General features: G+C 62.0%; 19 protein-coding genes. 6 read left to right on the forward strand and 13 right to left on the reverse strand.

Annotation, left to right across the window (positions count from 1 at the left end):
* Positions 1–3: 3 nt before the first annotated feature.
* From J3R84_RS03385 to J3R84_RS03400, 4 genes are all read right to left on the reverse strand, one after another.
* Entirely contained in the window at positions 4–465 is a 462-nt protein-coding gene (locus J3R84_RS03385) for a hypothetical protein (RefSeq protein WP_203527596.1), read from the reverse strand.
* Between the two features lie 105 nt (positions 466–570).
* Positions 571–2,904, reverse strand: coding sequence for a glucose/quinate/shikimate family membrane-bound PQQ-dependent dehydrogenase (locus J3R84_RS03390; protein ID WP_025426290.1), 2,334 nt, complete (start codon positions 2,902–2,904; stop codon positions 571–573).
* 350 nt (positions 2,905–3,254) lie between these two features.
* Complete coding sequence (locus J3R84_RS03395) at positions 3,255–3,554, reverse strand: DUF6958 family protein (protein ID WP_025426291.1); 300 nt, start codon at positions 3,552–3,554, stop codon at positions 3,255–3,257.
* A complete protein-coding gene (locus J3R84_RS03400) occupies positions 3,538–4,098 on the reverse strand; it encodes a GFA family protein (protein WP_025426292.1) in 561 nt (186 codons plus the stop codon). Before J3R84_RS03400 ends, J3R84_RS03395 begins: the two co-directional genes overlap by 17 nt.
* Positions 4,099–4,280: 182 nt before the next feature.
* Here J3R84_RS03400 and J3R84_RS03405 point away from each other — a divergent pair, with 182 nt between their 5' ends.
* The gene (locus J3R84_RS03405; RefSeq protein WP_225906244.1) at positions 4,281–4,889 is read left to right on the forward strand and encodes a TetR/AcrR family transcriptional regulator; all 609 of its coding nucleotides are present in this window, start codon (positions 4,281–4,283) and stop codon (positions 4,887–4,889) included.
* Positions 4,890–4,933: 44 nt separating this feature from the next.
* Here the strand turns inward: J3R84_RS03405 and J3R84_RS03410 are convergent, their stop codons facing one another.
* Positions 4,934–6,439: a protein adenylyltransferase SelO gene (locus tag J3R84_RS03410; RefSeq protein WP_203527594.1), complete on the reverse strand. Its 1,506-nt coding sequence runs from the start codon at positions 6,437–6,439 to the stop codon at positions 4,934–4,936.
* A 161-nt stretch (positions 6,440–6,600) separates the two neighbouring features.
* Positions 6,601–7,557 (reverse strand): homocysteine S-methyltransferase family protein, encoded by a 957-nt coding sequence (locus tag J3R84_RS03415; RefSeq protein ID WP_203527592.1) that lies wholly within the window; start codon positions 7,555–7,557, stop codon positions 6,601–6,603.
* A gap of 241 nt (positions 7,558–7,798) precedes the next feature.
* Between J3R84_RS03415 and J3R84_RS39000 the strand changes: the two genes are divergently transcribed.
* On the forward strand, positions 7,799–8,416 hold the full coding sequence (locus J3R84_RS39000) for a TetR/AcrR family transcriptional regulator (protein ID WP_025426296.1): 618 nt from the start codon (positions 7,799–7,801) through the stop codon (positions 8,414–8,416).
* A 3-nt stretch (positions 8,417–8,419) separates the two neighbouring features.
* On the opposite strand, the gene J3R84_RS03425 is transcribed toward J3R84_RS39000, so the two are convergent.
* The 3 genes from J3R84_RS03425 to J3R84_RS03435 form a co-directional block, all read right to left on the reverse strand.
* Positions 8,420–8,947, reverse strand: coding sequence for a DUF1697 domain-containing protein (locus tag J3R84_RS03425; RefSeq protein WP_203527590.1), 528 nt, complete (start codon positions 8,945–8,947; stop codon positions 8,420–8,422).
* A 119-nt stretch (positions 8,948–9,066) separates the two neighbouring features.
* A complete protein-coding gene (locus tag J3R84_RS03430) occupies positions 9,067–11,175 on the reverse strand; it encodes a S9 family peptidase (protein WP_025426298.1) in 2,109 nt (702 codons plus the stop codon).
* Positions 11,176–11,393: 218 nt separating this feature from the next.
* Positions 11,394–11,678, reverse strand: coding sequence for a LexA family protein (locus J3R84_RS03435; RefSeq protein WP_225968538.1), 285 nt, complete (start codon positions 11,676–11,678; stop codon positions 11,394–11,396).
* 28 nt (positions 11,679–11,706) lie between these two features.
* On the opposite strand from J3R84_RS03435, the gene J3R84_RS03440 reads away from it, so the two are divergent.
* Positions 11,707–12,822 carry an IS630 family transposase gene (locus J3R84_RS03440; RefSeq protein WP_057221884.1) on the forward strand — a complete coding sequence of 372 codons (1,116 nt, stop codon included), beginning with the start codon at positions 11,707–11,709 and terminating at the stop codon, positions 12,820–12,822.
* Between the two features lie 16 nt (positions 12,823–12,838).
* Here the strand turns inward: J3R84_RS03440 and J3R84_RS03445 are convergent, their stop codons facing one another.
* The 3 genes from J3R84_RS03445 to gstA are packed head-to-tail and all read right to left on the reverse strand — an operon-like array spanning position 12,839 to position 14,068.
* Positions 12,839–13,051: a tautomerase family protein gene (locus tag J3R84_RS03445; protein ID WP_025426299.1), complete on the reverse strand. Its 213-nt coding sequence runs from the start codon at positions 13,049–13,051 to the stop codon at positions 12,839–12,841.
* Positions 13,052–13,061: 10 nt separating this feature from the next.
* Positions 13,062–13,457 (reverse strand): nuclear transport factor 2 family protein, encoded by a 396-nt coding sequence (locus J3R84_RS03450; RefSeq protein WP_025426300.1) that lies wholly within the window; start codon positions 13,455–13,457, stop codon positions 13,062–13,064.
* Positions 13,454–14,068, reverse strand: a complete 615-nt coding sequence (gene gstA / locus J3R84_RS03455; RefSeq protein WP_025426301.1) for a glutathione transferase GstA — start codon at positions 14,066–14,068, stop codon at positions 13,454–13,456. The genes J3R84_RS03450 and gstA overlap by 4 nt, the downstream gene beginning before the upstream one ends.
* 135 nt (positions 14,069–14,203) lie before the next feature.
* On the opposite strand from gstA, the gene J3R84_RS03460 reads away from it, so the two are divergent.
* Positions 14,204–14,602: a winged helix-turn-helix transcriptional regulator gene (locus tag J3R84_RS03460; RefSeq protein ID WP_025426302.1), complete on the forward strand. Its 399-nt coding sequence runs from the start codon at positions 14,204–14,206 to the stop codon at positions 14,600–14,602.
* A gap of 27 nt (positions 14,603–14,629) precedes the next feature.
* Here the strand turns inward: J3R84_RS03460 and J3R84_RS03465 are convergent, their stop codons facing one another.
* Positions 14,630–15,562 (reverse strand): LysR family transcriptional regulator, encoded by a 933-nt coding sequence (locus J3R84_RS03465; RefSeq protein ID WP_107026877.1) that lies wholly within the window; start codon positions 15,560–15,562, stop codon positions 14,630–14,632.
* Positions 15,563–15,700: 138 nt separating this feature from the next.
* Between J3R84_RS03465 and J3R84_RS03470 the strand changes: the two genes are divergently transcribed.
* On the forward strand, positions 15,701–15,973 hold the full coding sequence (locus J3R84_RS03470; RefSeq protein WP_025426304.1) for a DUF2798 domain-containing protein: 273 nt from the start codon (positions 15,701–15,703) through the stop codon (positions 15,971–15,973).
* 195 nt (positions 15,974–16,168) lie between these two features.
* Positions 16,169–16,930, forward strand: coding sequence for a class I SAM-dependent methyltransferase (locus J3R84_RS03475; RefSeq protein ID WP_225906455.1), 762 nt, complete (start codon positions 16,169–16,171; stop codon positions 16,928–16,930).
* Positions 16,931–16,963 lie beyond the last annotated feature (33 nt).

Raw genomic sequence — 16,963 nt, forward strand, 5'->3', positions numbered from 1 at the left:
GATTCATGCGGCGCTTCCGTCGGCGATATCGGATGCGGTATCGTCGCGCTGCTGGTCGATGCCCATCGCGCGTTCGACCGCCTTGCGGATTTCCTCCTCGATCGCTTCGCGCTGCTCCGGATCCATCGCCTTCAGCTCGTCTTCGGTGATGCCATGCGCTTCCAGGATCTGTGCACGGATCTGTTCCGCCAGGCTCATCTTGGCGCGTTTCAGGAATTCGTCGCTGACTGAATCGCCGGAGGCGGTCTGTTCGCCGCTTCCGATCGAAGGCTTGGCCTCTTCATCCCGGGATGCGCTGATCCAGAAGGCGTTCGATAGCGAGGCCGACGTGGATGCCGGCGCAATGGTCGGCGAGAGCCGCGGGCGCGTGTCACCGCCGCCAGTTTCTTCGAGCGGCATGACCGTTCCCGATTGGGCACGGCGCTGCGAGAAATAATAGTTGGAGATGCTGCTATCGATCTTCATGGGAAGCCCCCGGAATCTGCTGTCCGGGGGAGGCTGCTTCTGGTGGCTTGCGCGGGGCTTGCCGATGCAACCCATTAGCGAGAATTAGGGATGCCTTTTCGCGTTTTAGGGTAGGGTATAGGCGATGACGTAGTCTCCGGGCTTTGTGCCGACCGAGCCGTGGCCGCCGGCGACGATCACCACATATTGCTTGTCGCCGACCGTGTAGCTCATCGGCGTCGACTGGCCGCCGGCCGGAAGGCGCGCCTCCCAGAGCTGTTCGCCGGTCGTCACGTCATAGGCGCGCAGATAATCGTCGACTGCCGCCCCAAGGAAGGCGACGCCGCCCTTGGTGATCATCGGTCCGCCGATGCCGGGAACGCCGACTTTGAAGGGCAGCGGCAAAGGCGTCATGTCCTCGACGGTGCCGTTCTTGTGTTTGTAGGCGATCTTGCCGGTCCTGAGGTCGGCACCGGCAACATAGCCCCATGGCGGCGCCTGGCAGGGGATTTTTAGCGGGCCGAGGAACGGGCCCATGAAGACGCCATAGGGCGCGCCGTCGTTGCGGTTGAGGCCTTGCTCGGATCCCTTTTCGTCCTGGCCCTTCGGCGGGATCTGATCGCGCGGAACGAGACGAGAGGTGAAGGCGAGGTAGGTCGGCATGCCGAACATCACCTGTCGCTCCGGGTCGACCGCGACCGAGCCCCAGTTGAACGTGCCGAAGTTGCCGGGATAGACGAGCGTTCCCTCAAGCGACGGCGGCGTATAGCGACCCTCGTATTTCAACGAGCGGAACGATATGCGGCAGGCGAGCTGATCGAACATCGTCACGCCCCACATGTTCCGCTCTTGCAGCGGGGCGGGCATGAAGGTCAGGCCGGAGACCGGCTGGGTCGGTGCGGTAAAATCTTCCGGGATTGCGCCCTTGGGTGCCGCGACTTCCGCAATCGGGATGATCGGCTCGCCGCTCCGTCGATCGAGCACATAGATGTCGCCCTGCTTCGTCGGACCGACGAGTGCCGGCACGACCGTGCCATCCTCCTTGGTGACGTCGAGCAGTGCCGGTTGTGCGGGCACGTCCATGTCCCAGAGGTCGTGGTGCACCGTCTGTTGCACCCAACGCACAGCACCGGAGTTGATATCGAGCGCGACGATGGAGGAGGAATATTTCTCCACGTGCTCGCTGCGCCCCATGCCGAGCTGGTCCGGCACCTGGTTGCCCATGGGAATATAGACGAGGCCAAGGCCCTCGTCGTAGCTGAATACCGACCAGCTGTTGGGCGAGTTGGTGCTGTAGGTCTGGCCCTCGGCAAGCGGCGTCGCTACATCGGGATTGCCGCTGTCCCAGTTCCAAATGAGCGCGCCGGTGTTGATGTCGAAGGCGCGGATGACGCCGGATTGCTCCTGGGTGGAATAGTTGTCGTTGACGGCGCCGCCAATGATCAGCTTTCCGGCAACCGCAACCGGCGGCGAGGTCGAGTAGTAATAACCGGCCGGATTGTATTTCATGCCCTTTTCGAGGTGCAGCACACCGTTGTCGGCAAAGCCGGTGCAGACGGCGCCGGTTGCCGCATCGAGCGCGATCAGGCGGGCATCGGATGTCGGCAGATAGACCCGCTCGGCGCAGACGCTGCCGGCGGTTGCCGCCGGGTCGGCCCAATAGGTGACGCCGCGGCAGGTCTGGTGCTGCCGGTCAGGGTTCATGCCGGAGTTGCTGTCATATTTCCACTTCTCTTCGCCGGTCGCCGCGTCAAGCGCGATCGCCCAGTTGTGCGGCGTGCAGGCAAAGAGCGTGTCCTTCACCTTGATCGGCGTCACCTGATAGGTGGTCTCGCCCACGTCTTCGGGGCGTTTGATGTCGCCCGTCTGATATTGCCAGGCGACCTTGAGATTGGCGACATTTTCGGGCGTGATCTGATCGAGCGGCGCATAACGCTGACCGAATGGCGTGCGCCCGTATTGATGCCATTCTCCTGATGGTACGTTGCCGCCGAGAGGCGGATTGGCGGCGACCACGTCGCTCGGCAGATCGCCGCGGATGTCGTGCGGATCCTGGGTCATCGAGTAGCCGGCAATGCCGATCGACACGAGCACGGCAAGCGCCAGCGGCCAGGCACTGGCGGCATACCGTTCTCCTGTCGGGCTCTCAAATCCGAGCGGACGCCGGACCGCCGGTAGCATCAGCCACAGGCCGAGCAGCACGATGATGCCGCCACGAGGGCCCAGTTGCCACCAGTCGAAACCGACTTCCCAGACGGCCCAGGTGAGCGAGCCAAGGATGACGAGCGTATAAAGCCAGATGGCGGCGGCCTTGCGCATGAAGAGAAGGATGGCCGTCAGCAGAAAGCCGATGCCGGCGATGAGATAATAGGGACTGCCGCCAAGCATCAGGAGCTTGGCTCCGCCGCCGCCGAGCGCAAGGCCAATGAGGGCGAAGACGATGGCCGCCAGAATGAGCATGGTGGGAACTCCCGAATTGAAGAACGGCGCCGTGGCACGGCTTTTTCATTGAGGCGGCGCGAATGAGCGGCCGCGCGGGAAAAAATCGGTTTCGGGGTCGGCGGTCGCGAAGGAGGCCGCGGCCGTCAGATCGGGCTTGGGCAAGTCACGCGACTGCCCGCCCCCTAGCACCTAACGCGCCGGTCCTGCCTTTCAATAGCCATAATTTCGCAGCGCAAAAAATTAGGGTGCCCGCAATGAAGTTGCGCGCCGAGGGATCGAGTGACGCTTTGCTGCTTTGATGTGAGGGGGCAGCCGTCGTCACGCGGCAGACGATCACTGTCGCGCGCTCACCGCGCGGTCTCGGCTGACTAAGCGAGCCGAAGGCGCAGCGGTTTGGTGTTTTCCCGACGCAGCACGCCCTTGGCCTCGAGATCGAGCTGGACGGCCTTCAGCCACCAACCGGCCTTCGCGCCGCCTGGAAAAAGATCGTCCGGCAGCAATGGCAGCAGCTTCTGCTTGGCTTCCGCGATCGTGAGGGCGGACTGCTCACGCGATAGGGCGGTGAGAAGCGCATCCTTCATTGCATCGTACTTCACCTTGTCGACACGTGTGACGTGTCCTGGGGAAACGATGTTCTGGATCTCGACCTTTTCACGTTCCATGGCCATCAAGCTCTCCCTTGACATAGTCGATCTTCGGGGACCGGAAAGCCATTGCCGCCCAGGCGCCGATCAGCTTCAGCATGGATTTTCCGGAATGACCGGCGTAGCTCGGCAGGTCGTTCTTGACGCTGACATCTGCCCGGCGGTCCCGCGTCATTACCCGCATCTGCAGGGGTGGGCGGGCGTCCTTGTCGAGACGATGCCGGTAGAGCGTCAGCCAATGGCCGCTGGTAAACTCGAGAAACATCGGCGCATTGCAGCAGGTGGCGACGACACGGCGGGTCTTCGACGTCGGCGTCAGCCGGTGCTCGCGAAGCTGATCGGCCCCACGCACGCAGTCTATCCGATCCTTGCGGAAGAGCACGAAGTCCGTGGACCCATCGCTGTTGAGTACTGGTGCGGCGCCGGGTATTGCCTCGAGCAGTGCGCCTGCCTTCCGGCAGCTCGCGCAATAGCAGGCGGTCGCCACGATCGGCCTGCCGACGGCGTGCATCTGCACCCGCCCGCAGTTGCATTGCGCATTCAAGGTCCGGTTTTCGCTCTTGCTCACCCGCCGTCTCCGCCTTCATAAGAAATCAAACTGTACCGTCCAGTTTGATTTGTCAATGCGGTCGTGCTACTGCGACCTTTGCGCGCCTAATAAGACGCGCGGCGCTGTAGTCAGGAACTTGTGCTATCGCGTGCTCATCTGAGAGGTCGTGGTTGAGAATGACGAATCCCGTCGAGACGCGAATGACGAGAAAGCGCCAGTCCATCCTGACTGCCGCCACTGAGCTGTTTCTGCAGCGCGGGTTCCTCGCGACCAACATGGACGAGGTGGCGGCGATGGCCGTCGTGTCGAAACAGACCGTTTATGCCCACTTCGGAACCAAGGAGGCGCTCTTCCTCGATATTGTCACCGGCATGACGGGCGTGGCCGGTGATGAGCTGGAGGAGCAGGTCGCCGATCCCATAGATGGGCGCCCGATCGAGGATTTTCTGCTCGATTTCGCCGAGCAGCAGCTGGCGATCGTCATGACGCCGCGGCTGATGCAACTGCGGCGCCTGGTGATTGGCGAGGCGGAACGCTTTCCGGAATTGGGCAAAAGACTGCATGCGAAGGGGCCGCGTCGTTCGATCGACAGGCTCAGAAAGGCCCTTGCTCATTACCGCGAGGCCGGCGATGTCGAGGCGCAGGACCTGCGCGCCGCTGCGTCCTTCTTCAACTGGCTGGTGATGGGCGAGCCCGTCAACGATGCCATGCTGCTCGGCGATCGGGCGATTCCCGATGCCGGTGCTCTTCGCGCCCACGCAAGGGAAAGCGTGCGGATATTCCTGTCGGCCTATGGCCGAAAGCCATAGGCCACGACTACCGGGCGCGCGCACTATGCTGCCGTCGATTTACCTCACGTGCCGCAGAAGGTTTGCCGCACTTCCTCTTCCGGCTGCGGCGGATCGGCATAGGCGGTAAAACGCGGCTGGTCTTCGTAGGGCTTGGACGTCACGTCGACGAGCGCTTCGAACAGCGAGAAGTCGGCATCTTCCGTCGCTGCTGCAATCGCCTGTTCGATACGGTGGTTGCGCGGAATATAGGCCGGGTTGACCGCCCTCATTGCCACGGTGCGCTCGCCTGCTGCGCCGGGCTCTCGCTCCAGGCGCTGTCGCCAATCGGCAAGCCATGAGGCAATCCTGGCAGGGTCGGTGAACAGGGATATCAGGGCAGCGTCCGCCGCTGGATCGGCCGCACAGTCGCAAAGCCGGCGGAAGGTGAGGATGAAGTCGGCTTCACCGTGATGCATCGCCGTCAGCAGCGCCTGGACGAGATCAAGGTCGCCTTCCTCCTCGCCGACAAGCCCGATCTTGCGGCGCATGCCGTCGAGCCAATGCCGCTGGAAGATCGCGCCATATTCGCCGAGCGCATCGTTCGCGAGATCGACCGCGGTCGCCGCCACCGGATCAAAGAGCGGCACCAGCGTCTCGGCAAGCCTCGTCAGGTTCCATTGGCCGATCGCCGGCTGGCTCGCATAGGCGTAGCGTCCGAACTGATCGATCGAGGAGAACACCTTCTTCGGATCGTAGGCATCCATGAAGGCGCAGGGGCCGAAGTCGATGGTCTCACCCCAGATCGTCATGTTGTCGGTGTTCATGACGCCATGGATGAAGCCGACATGCAGCCAGCGGGCAATCAATACCGCCTGCCGCGCGACCACCGCCTTGAAGAAGGCGAGATAGGGGCGCTCGTCATCCCGTACCTCCGGGTAGTGGCGGTCGATCGCATAGTCGGCCAGGGCCTGGACCGAAGCCATGTCGCCGCGCGCCGCAAAAAACTGGAAGGTGCCGACGCGGATGTGACTTGCCGCAACACGGGTAAAGACGGCACCCGGCAGGATCTGCTCGCGATAAACAGGTTGGCCGGTTACCACGGCGGCAAGCGCTCGCGTCGTCGGGATGCCGAGCGCGAACATGGCTTCGCTGACGATGTATTCACGCAGCACCGGGCCAAGCGCTGCCCGCCCGTCGCCGCGTCGCGAGAACGGGGTCTGTCCCGGTCCCTTCAGCTGGATGTCACGCCTCTGCCCGTTCCGATCGATGACCTCGCCAAGAAGGATCGCGCGGCCATCGCCGAGCTGCGGCACGAAGGTGCCGAACTGGTGGCCGGCATAGGCCATGGCGAGCGGCGCGGCACCGGCAGGCACGCTGTTGCCGGAAAAGATCTGCCCGCCGTCGCGCCCGAGACTGTCGACGTCGAGGCCGAGTTCTTCGGCAAGCGGCCGGTTGAGCTTGATCAGCCAGGGTTCGGCAACCGGTGTCGGGTCGACACGGGCGAAGAACTGCTGCGGCAACCGCGCAAAACTGTTGTCGAAGCGAAAGACGTCGGTTTCGGCGGTCGGCGAAGGAGGCGCGTAGTTCATGGTTCTGCGGTCAGCGGTTTCTGCCGGGACTTCCGGCCACCGCCCTTTCGCGCCAAGTCTACACGAGCTGTCCCCGTTTCGCGAGGGTTGACAGACGAGGCGGCGCCCTCCCGCGAGAGGTCGTTCGCGGGAGGGCCGGGAGGGCGAGTACCGTCTTCGTTTCAGGCGCTAAGCGCCGTCGGCGATAGGCAGGCCTCGCAAATCGCCGCGATATGGCGGTGGTCGGTGCCGCAGCAGCCACCGAGAACGCGCAGTCGCGGCAAACGATCGGTCAGCATCCGATACTGCTGGCCGAGCGCCGTCGGATCGCCGGGATCGAGCGTCTCGCTTTCGTCGAGCTCGCTGTGGCTTTTCGTCGAGGCATTGGCGCGGATGCCGCCGATCCTGTGGACCCAGGCGCTACCGGCATCGAGACTCGCGTCGAAGTGGTCGGGATGGGCGCAATTGATCATGTAGTATTGCGGAAACCGGCCGGTCGCCGCATCGACGGTCTCGATCGCATCCTTGAGCGCGCGGCCGTTCGGCAGCCGCCCGTCTGTCTCCACCGTAAACGAGATGGCGCAGGGCATGCCGTGGCTCTGCGCCGAGCGGGCGATGCCGATTGCCTCGTCGATATTGGTGATCGTATAGGCGCAAATCATGTCGGCGTCGCTGACGGCGAAGGCAGCGACCTGTGCGGCATGATAATCCTCGGCCTCGTCAGGGCTCATGCGACCAGCCCTGTAGCCGTCGCCACGCGGGCCGATCGCACCGCTGAGCACGATCGGGGCCCGCGGCCGCTCGTACTCGGCGCGCAGTTCCGTCAGCAAATAGACGGCATCCTGGTTCAGTTCGGCGAGCGCCCTGGCATCATAGCCAAGCTTGGCGCCCCAGTCGGCGCTCGCACGCCAGGTCGCAGAGTCGAGCACGAAGCCAGTGCCGTGGTGTTGTGCGATGTCGAGATAGCGCGTGTAGTAGTTTAGCAGCCGCCGTCGTCCTTCGGACGTCGACAGCAGGACGAAGGAGGCAAAGTGCGGGAGCTCGACGCCTTCGTGAAAGATCAGCGCCGTTTCCATGCCGCCGTCGCTGAGAAAGGTTGCACCTTTCATGAGCGGCAGGCTGCGTCGGTATTTGGCCATGTCGGTCTCCACCCGTTTTTTGCTAGCGTTGGATCCCGGCGGAGCGCTCCCATTCCCGCAAGGATGGTTAAATTTCTGCCTTTTTATCGTCTTCTAAACTAGGCGACTTAAGGTATACTATTGCTAATATACGTAAATATCTCAGTGAAATCATAGGCTTGCTGGTTGCGATTTGCCGCGGCATTGCTCGCTGGTCGCCATGTCATTGGTGGAAACTGTACCGAAGGTAGGGAAACGGCTAATGCGAAAGGGTGAGGAAACGCGCGCCAAGATTCTCGACGCCGCCGAAGTCTCGGTGCTGGCGAAGGGATTTGGCGGGACCTCGATCGATGAGTTGATCGCCGAGACCGGTATCACCAAGAGCGGTTTCTTCTACCATTTTCGCGACAAGAACGAGCTGGCGAAGGCGCTGCTCGAACGCTACGTTGAAAACGACGAGCGGATCTATGACGAGATCTTCAGCCGGGCGCGCGAGCTTGCGGACGATCCGCTCCAGGCGTTTCTGCTTGGCCTCAAGCTGTTGTCGGAACTGCTCTCCGATCTTCCGAACGGTCACCCCGGCTGCCTGGTTGCGGTGATCTGTAGCCACGAGCGTGCCTTCGACCGCGACATACAGGAGATCAATCGGCAAGCGGCGCTGATGTGGCGCCGCCGTTTCGGAGCGATGTTCCGCGATATCATGCAGGTCTACCGGCCACGTGAGCCGCTGGATGTCGACCAGCTTGCCGACATGGTCTCAACGGTGATCGAGGGTGGCATCATCCTGTCGAAGGCGCTGAAGGAGCCTAAGAACCTGCCCGCCCAGCTGCTGGTCTTCCGCACCTTTGTCCGGCTGCTGTTCCAGCCGGCAGCCCCGTGAGCATCAGTCTTTGTCGTCTTCCATGGTCTGCGCCATTTCGGCGAGCTTGCGCACCGTATTGAGGTTGCGCGCGGTGCCCGGCTTCAACGCCGGCAGCTTCAGCTTCGATCGCCCGGATCCACCAGGATAGTGCACATAGATTTCGTGCCCGGCGACCTGCACTTCCTCACCGTCGGGCGCGACAAGCCTGTCGAGCGCGTCCGCCGGCGCCGCATTCGGCAGGAAGACCACATGCAGCAGATTGGTCTTGGCGTCGGGGAAGGGGGCGTTCTCGGCAACCGTCTGCAGCTGCCTGGCGTTCTGGATCATCACGCCGGGCGCCTTGCCGAGATTCTCGCCAAGCGCAGCATCGAGTTTTGCCGCCGCCTCCGGCGCCGGCAAATCGGAGCGGAACAGCACGTTGCCGCTCTGGATATAGGTCTTCACGTCGTTAAAGCCGAGCCCCTCGCAGATCGCTCTGAGGTCGGCCATCGGCAGCATGCCGGCCCCGCCGACATTGATGGCACGAAGGAGGGCGACGTGAACGGGCATGGTGCGTCTCCTCTTGCATGTTTCCTTAGATCGTATCCGACCTAAGGCTAAAACATGCAACCATTCAAAGTGCGACAGCGACTTTTGTGCGTCTGAAACGACGCACGGCGCTGTAGGTTTTACATTCTGCCGGCGACCTTGATGGCGAAGGCATACTCGAAGGCGATCTCTTCAAGTCGCTGGAAGCGGCCGGAGGCGCCGCCGTGGCCGGCGTCCATGTTGGTCTTCATCAGGATCGGCTCAACGCCCGTGGTCTTTTCGCGCAGGCGGGCGACCCATTTCGCCGGTTCCCAATAGGTCACGCGCGGGTCGGTCAAGCCGCCGAGCGCAAGGATTGCAGGGTAGGGTTTTGCCCCGACATTGTCGTAGGGCGAATAGCCGGCGATGATGTCGTAGAACTCAGGGCTGTCGATCGGATTGCCCCATTCCGGCCATTCCGGCGGGGTCAGCGGCAGGGTGTCGTCGAGCATGGTGTTGAGCACGTCGACGAAGGGCACCGCGGCGATGATGCCGGTGAATTTTTCCGGAGCCATGTTGGCGATGGCGCCCATCAGCATGCCGCCGGCCGATCCGCCTTCGGCGACGATGTTCGCGTAGGACGTGAACTTCTCCTGATTCAGATAGTCAGCGGCGGCGATGAAGTCCTTGAAGGTGTTGGTCTTCTTGGCCATCTTGCCGTCCTCATACCAGGAGAAGCCCCGGTCCTTGCCGCCGCGGATATGGGCGATGGCATAGACGAAGCCACGGTCGGCGAGCGACAGGCAGTTGGTATTGAAGCCGGCAGGAATGGTGATGCCATAAGCGCCGTAGCCATAGAGCAGGCACGGTGCCGAACCGTCGAGCGGCGTATCCTTACGATAAAGCAACGTCACCGGCACCTTCGTTCCATCCCAGGACGGCGCGAAGACGCGGCGGGTGACATAGTCGTCGGGATTGTGCCCTGATGGTACTTCCTGTGTCTTGAGCAGCGTGCGCTTACGCGTCGCCATGTCATAGTCGAAGAGCTGCGACGGCGTCGTCATCGACGAATAGGAAAAGCGGATGACGTCGGTGTCGTATTCGGCAGCGCCGGAGAGCCCAAGCGAATAGGCTTCCTCGGCAAAGGCGATCGCGTGCTCTTCGCCGGTCTTGCGGTCGCGGATGACGATTTCCGGCAGACCGTCGCGGCGCTGCAGCCAGACGAGGTGGCGGGCATAGGCCATGTGGCTGAGGATCAGCGTACCCGGCCTATGGGCCACGACCTCGCGCCAGTTCTCCTTGCCCGGTGCTTCCACCGGCGCTTCCATGATCTTGAAATCCTTGGCGCCGTCGGCATTGGTGAGGATGTAGAAGACGTCGCCGCCTTCGGTCATGGCATATTCGAGACCGATGACGCGACCGGCGACCAGCTTCGGCTCGGCCGTGAGATCCTTGGTCGAAAGCAGGCGATACTCGCTGGTCTCGTGGTCGTTGATGTCGATGTAGATGAAGTCGTCGAGGAGCGATCCGCCGACCGACATGAAGAAACCTGGGTCCTTTTCTTCATAGACCAGCCGATCGTCCGCCTGGGGCGTACCGAGCACGTGGTGGAAGATCTTCGACGGACGGTGGTTGTCGTCAAGCACGGTGTAGAAGAAGCTCTTGCCATCAGGCGCCCAGGCGCCGCCGCCGCCGGTGTTCTCGATCACGTCGGCAAGATCCTCGCCGGTCGAAAGGTCGCGCACCTTCAGCGTGAAATATTCCGATCCCTTGTCGTCGTACCCCCAAAGGCCGCGGCTGTGGTCGGTCGAGTGGTCGAGGCCCGCAAGGCGGAAATAGGACTTGCCTTCGGCTTCCTTGTCGCCGTCAAGCAGCACCTGCCGGATGGTCTCGTCCTTATTGTCGGCGTCGCGCGGGATGCGGAAGTAACGCGGCTGCTCGCCGCCGGTTACGTAGAGGCTGCCATAGGCAAAGGGGCCATCTTTCACCGGTATCGAACTGTCGTCTTCCTTGATGCGGCCGCGCATCTCGGCAAACAGCGTCTTCTGCAGCGCCTTGGTGTCGTCCATCGCCGCGTTCATGTAGGCGTTTTCGGCCTCCAGATGCTTGCGGATGTCAGGGTTGAGGATCGAGGGATCCTTGAACATTGCCTGCCAGTTGTCGTCCCGCAGCCAAGCGTAGTCGTCGGTGCGGGTGATGCCGTGGCGCGTATCGGTCACCGGCTTTTTCGCGGCGACGGGAGCTTCGGGCAGGTTCTTGAAAACGGACAAGGCGTGTCTCCGGGATTTATGCGGCGGGAGACAATGAGATAGAGAGCCCGGCTGCGACGATCAAGCGGAAAGGACTTCGCCGGTCGATGGTTCCTTCTCCCCATCGGTGGGGAGAAGGCAGTGGAACGCGACCGGGCAAGCGTTCGATCGTTCGCTGGGCAGACCCAAGGCAGTGAGGAACGACTAGTACCGCGCCACAGAGATTATGACGGTTTGTCTTATCGTAGAATGGGCAGGGCTTCTGGTGGGATGAGAAGCTGGATGCTTCGTGCGGCGCCTGGCACGCGGGATATGAAACCCGCCTTCTCGAGGGTCAGCACCATCTGGTGAACAGACGGAGCCGTAACGCCGAAGTGGCGACGCATGTCGGCTTCGGCCGGAGGCTGTTTGAAGATGCGGCTGTAGGCGTAGATGAAGGCCAGGTACTGGCCTTGGATTTGCGTAAGGCGATGTGTTGCCGTTGCGGCTTGCGGGTCAAGTGAGGGACTCATTTTCGGATTCATCTGCGTCTCCGCGCTGAAGGAGGTGTCGATGAATATAAAGTTTCACATAGAGCTTAGCCAATCGGAACGTGATCAACTGGCCGCTTTGTTGAGCGGGGGACGCCATGCGTCGCGCAAGATCAAGCGCGCCCAGATCCTGGTCGCGGCGGACGAAGGCTTCAGCGACGAGGCGATCGCGGCAACCTTGAACGTCAGCGGATCGACGATTTACCGGACCAAGCGCCGGTTTGTGGAAGCCAATCTGGAGGGCGCGCTCAGTGAAGAACCGCGCCCGGGCGTTGGGCGCAAGCTATCAGCCAAGGAGGAGGCGCTGTTGGTGGCGACCGCCTGCTCAAAGCCGCCGCCCGGGCGAGCCCGCTGGACGCTTGAGCTTCTGGCCGATGAGATGGTCCGGCTCACCGATCATGACGAGTTGTCCTCCGAGACCGTGCGTCGCCGGCTGGCTGAGAACCATCTCAAGCCTTGGCGCAAAAACATGTGGTGCATCCCAAAGATCGATGGGGAATACGTCGCGCGCATGGAGGATGTTCTCGACCTCTACGCAGAAACGCCTGATCCACAAAGGCCCGTGGTCTGCTTCGACGAGAGCCCGACCCAACTCATCGGCGAAGTGCGCGAGCCCATTGCGGCCAAGCCTGGCCAGCTTGAACGCTACGACTGCGAGTATCGTCGAAATGGCACGGTCAATCTGTTTGTCTTCATGGACGCCCACCGGCCCTGGCGCAGGGTGAAGGTCACCGATCGGCGAACCAACCAAGACTTCGCCGAGTGCATGCGCGAACTGGTCGACGTCGATTATCCCGACGCCCCGATCATCCGCGTGGTGATGGACAACCTCTCCACCCATTCCGCCGGGGCGCTTTACGACGCATTTCCCGCCCCGGAGGCTCGAAGGGTGCTGAAGCGACTCGAGTTCCACCACACGCCCAAGCACGCCAGTTGGCTTAACATGGTCGAGATAGAGATCGGTGTCCTGCGTAGCCAGTGCCTCGACCGTCGTATCGACAACAAAGACACCATAATCGCCGAAGTCGCAGCCTGGGAGCAGCAACGCAACACCCATGGCGCAAAGATCCAATGGATGTTCACAACCGAAAATGCCCGCCAAAAGCTCCGCAAAGCCTACCCCGTCAAAGAGTCATAATCTCTGTGGCGCGGTACTAGCTCTTTGCTTTCAGTTGCTTTCGATATTCCTCCACCGGCAGGCCACCGACGCCCCAGTCTTCGAATGCCACCTCGTCGATGACGACGAAGGTGGTGGCCGGGTTCTTGTCGAGCACCGTGACGAGCAGGTCGGTGACGCCCTTGATGAGCGCCGCCTTCTGTTCGCTGGTCGCGCCTTCGCGGGTGATCTTGATGTTTACATAGGGCATTGCTGGCTCCTTAGCCTGGTTGTCGGATGTCGTAGTGAAAGACCTTGGCGATGATCTGCCAGCGTCCGTCAACGAAGATCAGCGACAGGAAGTCGGTGAACGCCTTCTCGCCGATTGCGCATTGTACCTTGGCGAAGGCCGTCACCGGGCCGGCAAATTCGATCGAGACGATCCTGTCTGCGCGCACCTCGCCACGGCTTGCCGGCGAGGGACGTTTGTCGACGATCGGGAAATACCTGTTCATGTCGAGTTCGAGCAGTTCTCCCCCAGTCGCGGTGGCGTAGTGGGCTTTCGGGTGAAAAACCTCGCGCAGGATCGCCGTGTCGCTGTGGTAGAGCCCGTCGAAGTAGCGCCCGAGCACATCGATGACGGCCGCAAAGTGCGGATCGTTGTGGGTGCCGCTCATGCCGCGATCAGCCCTTCGGCCTTCATGGCTGCCTGCACTGCCGGGCGCTCGCGAACACGCTGCATGTAGGCCGTCAGGTGCGGCCACGGGCTAAGCGAAATTCCGGTGACGCTGGTCCAATTGACGACGGTGAAGAGATAGGCGTCGGCAACGGAGAAGGCTTCGCCGAGCAGATGGGCGCGGCCATCGGAAAGCAGGGTTTCGACGTTGCCGAGCCGTTTGGAAACCTGCGCCGCGGCCGTCTCCTTGGCATCGACGCTTGCCGTCTTGCTGAACAGCGGCGAGAACGCCTTGTGCAGTTCGGAGGCGATGAAGTTCAGCTGCTCCTGCAGGCGGGTGCGTTCCAGCGTGCCGTTGGCAGGGGCAAGCCCGGCCTTCGGAAAGCGATCGGCAATGTACTGCACGACGGCCGCACCTTCGGTGACGACGTCGCCGGTTTCGAGCACCAGTGCCGGCACATAGCCCTTGGGGTTGACCGCCTTGAAATCGGCGCCGCTTTCGGTGAGGTGCGTCGCGGTATCGACCTTGACGATCTCGAACTCGACGCCCGCTTCGCGCAGGCTGATATGGGGCGAGAGCGAGCAGGCGCCGGGGGCGTAATAAAGCTTCATGGCCATGTTCCTTTTGCAATGATGGTCTCTGTCGAAGACGGCGGAACCTAAACCGAAGCGATAACTTTTGTATATGAGATTACTTTATGTTACCGACGTTTGCGGTTTCCCCACGGTAACTGGAGAATTTTGCCCATGAGCTTGAAAATTCGAAAGAATAGAGCTGCGGCATTGCCGCCGACCTGCCCGGTCGGGGAGTGCATGGTCATGCTTGGCGGCGCCTGGGCGCCCAACATCATCTGGTATCTGAGCGGCGGTCCACGCCGCTTCAGCGAACTCAAGATCGATATTCCCGGCATTTCGGCGAAGGTGCTGAGCACGCGCCTGAAGGATATGGAGGAAAAGGGTGCGATCGAACGGCGGATCATGCCGACATCGCCACCTTCGGTCGAATACAGGCTGAGCGATCTCGGTCAGGAATTCGTCCCGGCGATCCATGCGATCGTCGAAGTCGGTTACAAGCTCAAGCTTCGCCGCGAGGCAAAGCTTGCAAAGGAAGCCGCGCAGAATGTCGCCCAGGTAGAGCTCGCCTGACGGCGGGATGTTGCGCGATCGTGACGGCTACCACCGACCTTTGAGGGACTGCGCCGCATGCTCAATGAAGGCGCGAACCTTCGGCGTTTCCGCCTGGCGATCGACGAAGCAGGCATAGAAGTCGAAGGGCTCGTGGTCGGTGTTGGCAATGCCTTCGCGCGGTGCGCCGCCGAACAGCGGCACAAGCAGGCCGCGCGCAATCAGGTCCGTTGCGATGAAGGCACCGAGCCGCGTGATGCCGGCGCCGGCGATCGCCATTTCGGCAAGTGTGTCGATATCGTTGCTAACGATCGTTGCCTTCAGTTCCGGCTCAAAACGCAGTCCATCCCGCACGAAACCCCAGCGAAAGATTCGCCCGTGCCCGGCATAGCGGTAGACGAGGCAATGATGATGGATCAGGTCTTCCGGGTGCTCGGGCCGGCCGCGCCGCTCGATGTAGGACGGGGAGGCACAGATGACCATCGGCACCGAGGCAAGCTTGCGCGCAATCAGCCCAGGCTCCAGCTGCAGGCCGAAGCGCACGCTGATATCGATGCCCTCGCCGATGTGGTCGATCTCCCGATCGGTGACGACGAGTTCGATCGAGACCTCCGGATGGCGTGCGGCAAAGGATGGCACGAGAGGCGCCACCACATGACGGCCGAAGGCGACCGAGGACGCGATCTTCAGCGATCCCCGCGGCTCCTGGCTCAGCGATGCGACTGCAACGGCTGCGAGTTCGAGATCATGGACAACGCTGCGCACCCGGTCGAAATAGACCCGGCCGCTTTCCGTGAGGCCCAATTGCCGGGTCGTGCGGCTAAGCAGTCTGGCGCCGAGCGCCCGCTCCAGTCGGGCGATATTCTGGCTTGCCGAGGCCGGCGTGATGCCGAGTTTGCGCGCCGCCGCGGCGATACTGCCTTCCTCCACGCTTCGAACGAAACTCTCGATGCCGCGCAACGTATCCATAATGACATCCATCGACTGTGTATTCCCATTCGATGGTTTTGCCTAACTCTGAGCAAGGCTGCAATGGCCTACCTCCGCGCGACGTCATCCGTATAGTGCCGGCCATGCCGCTGGGATGGTCCCTGCGGGCAAGCTATGGAGATCCTCACCATGGAAGATACGATGCCACCGCCGCGGATCGCGCGCAGCCGCAAGCTGCCACCGCGGGCGGTGCCGATTACCTTTGCCTTCTTCATGTCGGCGATCATGGCGTTTCTGATGTGCTGCGTCATCGTCGGCGTAAACACCGGTATCGATGCCGGCTACCCCGGCCGTGTGCTCAGCACCTATGCGCTGGCGATGCCGGTCGCTTTCCTTTGCGTGCTGACAGTCCGCCCCTTCGTGCTAAAACTCGTCGGTGCCGTCTGCCGCATGCCTGGCTGAGCGTGCGGGTCCGTCCCGGATTTCCGGGGCGGCTGTCAAGTCAGAACTGTCGTCGGCTTGCCGCAGCCGATGGTGCCATGCGCGAAGCTCGTCGCATCACAAAAGCGATCGGCGTGACAATTGAACGACACCGCATCGGAGCATGCTGCTGTATAGGATAGGCGTTTCACTTTCTTCAGCAGTTTGGACGAATGCATGTTGAACAATTCTTACGGCAAGCTTGCCTCTCATGTTTATAATTTAGACAAATATATTGGAAAGTCCTTCGGCGACGTCGAGTATTATCTCGAGCGTTTGAACGAGTGTTCCGGCCCGATACTGGAACCGGCTGTCGGCAACGGTCGCGCGCTGATTCCGCTGCTTGAAGCCGGCCTTGACGTCAGAGGCTTCGACGCGTCGCCAGAAATGCTCGGCTATTGCCGGGCGCATTGCAAGGAACGCTCGCTGACACCGGCGCTATCGCAGCAGACTTTCGAGGCCTTTGCCCATGAGGAGCGCTTCGAGGCGATCGTCATTCCCGCCGGATCGCTGCAGCTGATCGCCGACCATGCCACGGCGATTGCGACCGTCAAACGTTTCCTAGACCATCTTCGGCCGGGCGGTCGCCTGATCTTCGACCTGTATCCGCATGATCTTTTCGCCGACACCCAGCCGAGCATCCGCAATTGGCAGACCGAGGCGGGCGACCTGCTGACGCTGACCAGCCAACGGGTCAAGGCCGACCTGATCGCCCAGACGACCGTGTCGCATCTGCGCTACGAACTCTGGTGCGAAGGCAAGCTGGCGTCGAGCGAGCTCGAATTCTTGACGATGCGCTGGTGGGGCGTGGAGGAAATGGCGCTGACCCTGCGTGCTGCCGGCTTCGTCGATCTCGTCGTTTCCGGCAATTACGACTTCGGCAGCGCGCCGAAGCATGGCGACGAGGTTGTCACCTTCGAGTGCCGCCGGCCGCGGTAGCCGACAGCGTTCTCCAGCAAAAGAAAGCCACGC

This window comes from Ensifer canadensis (assembly GCF_017488845.2).
Classification (GTDB): Bacteria; Pseudomonadota; Alphaproteobacteria; order Rhizobiales; family Rhizobiaceae; genus Ensifer; species Ensifer canadensis.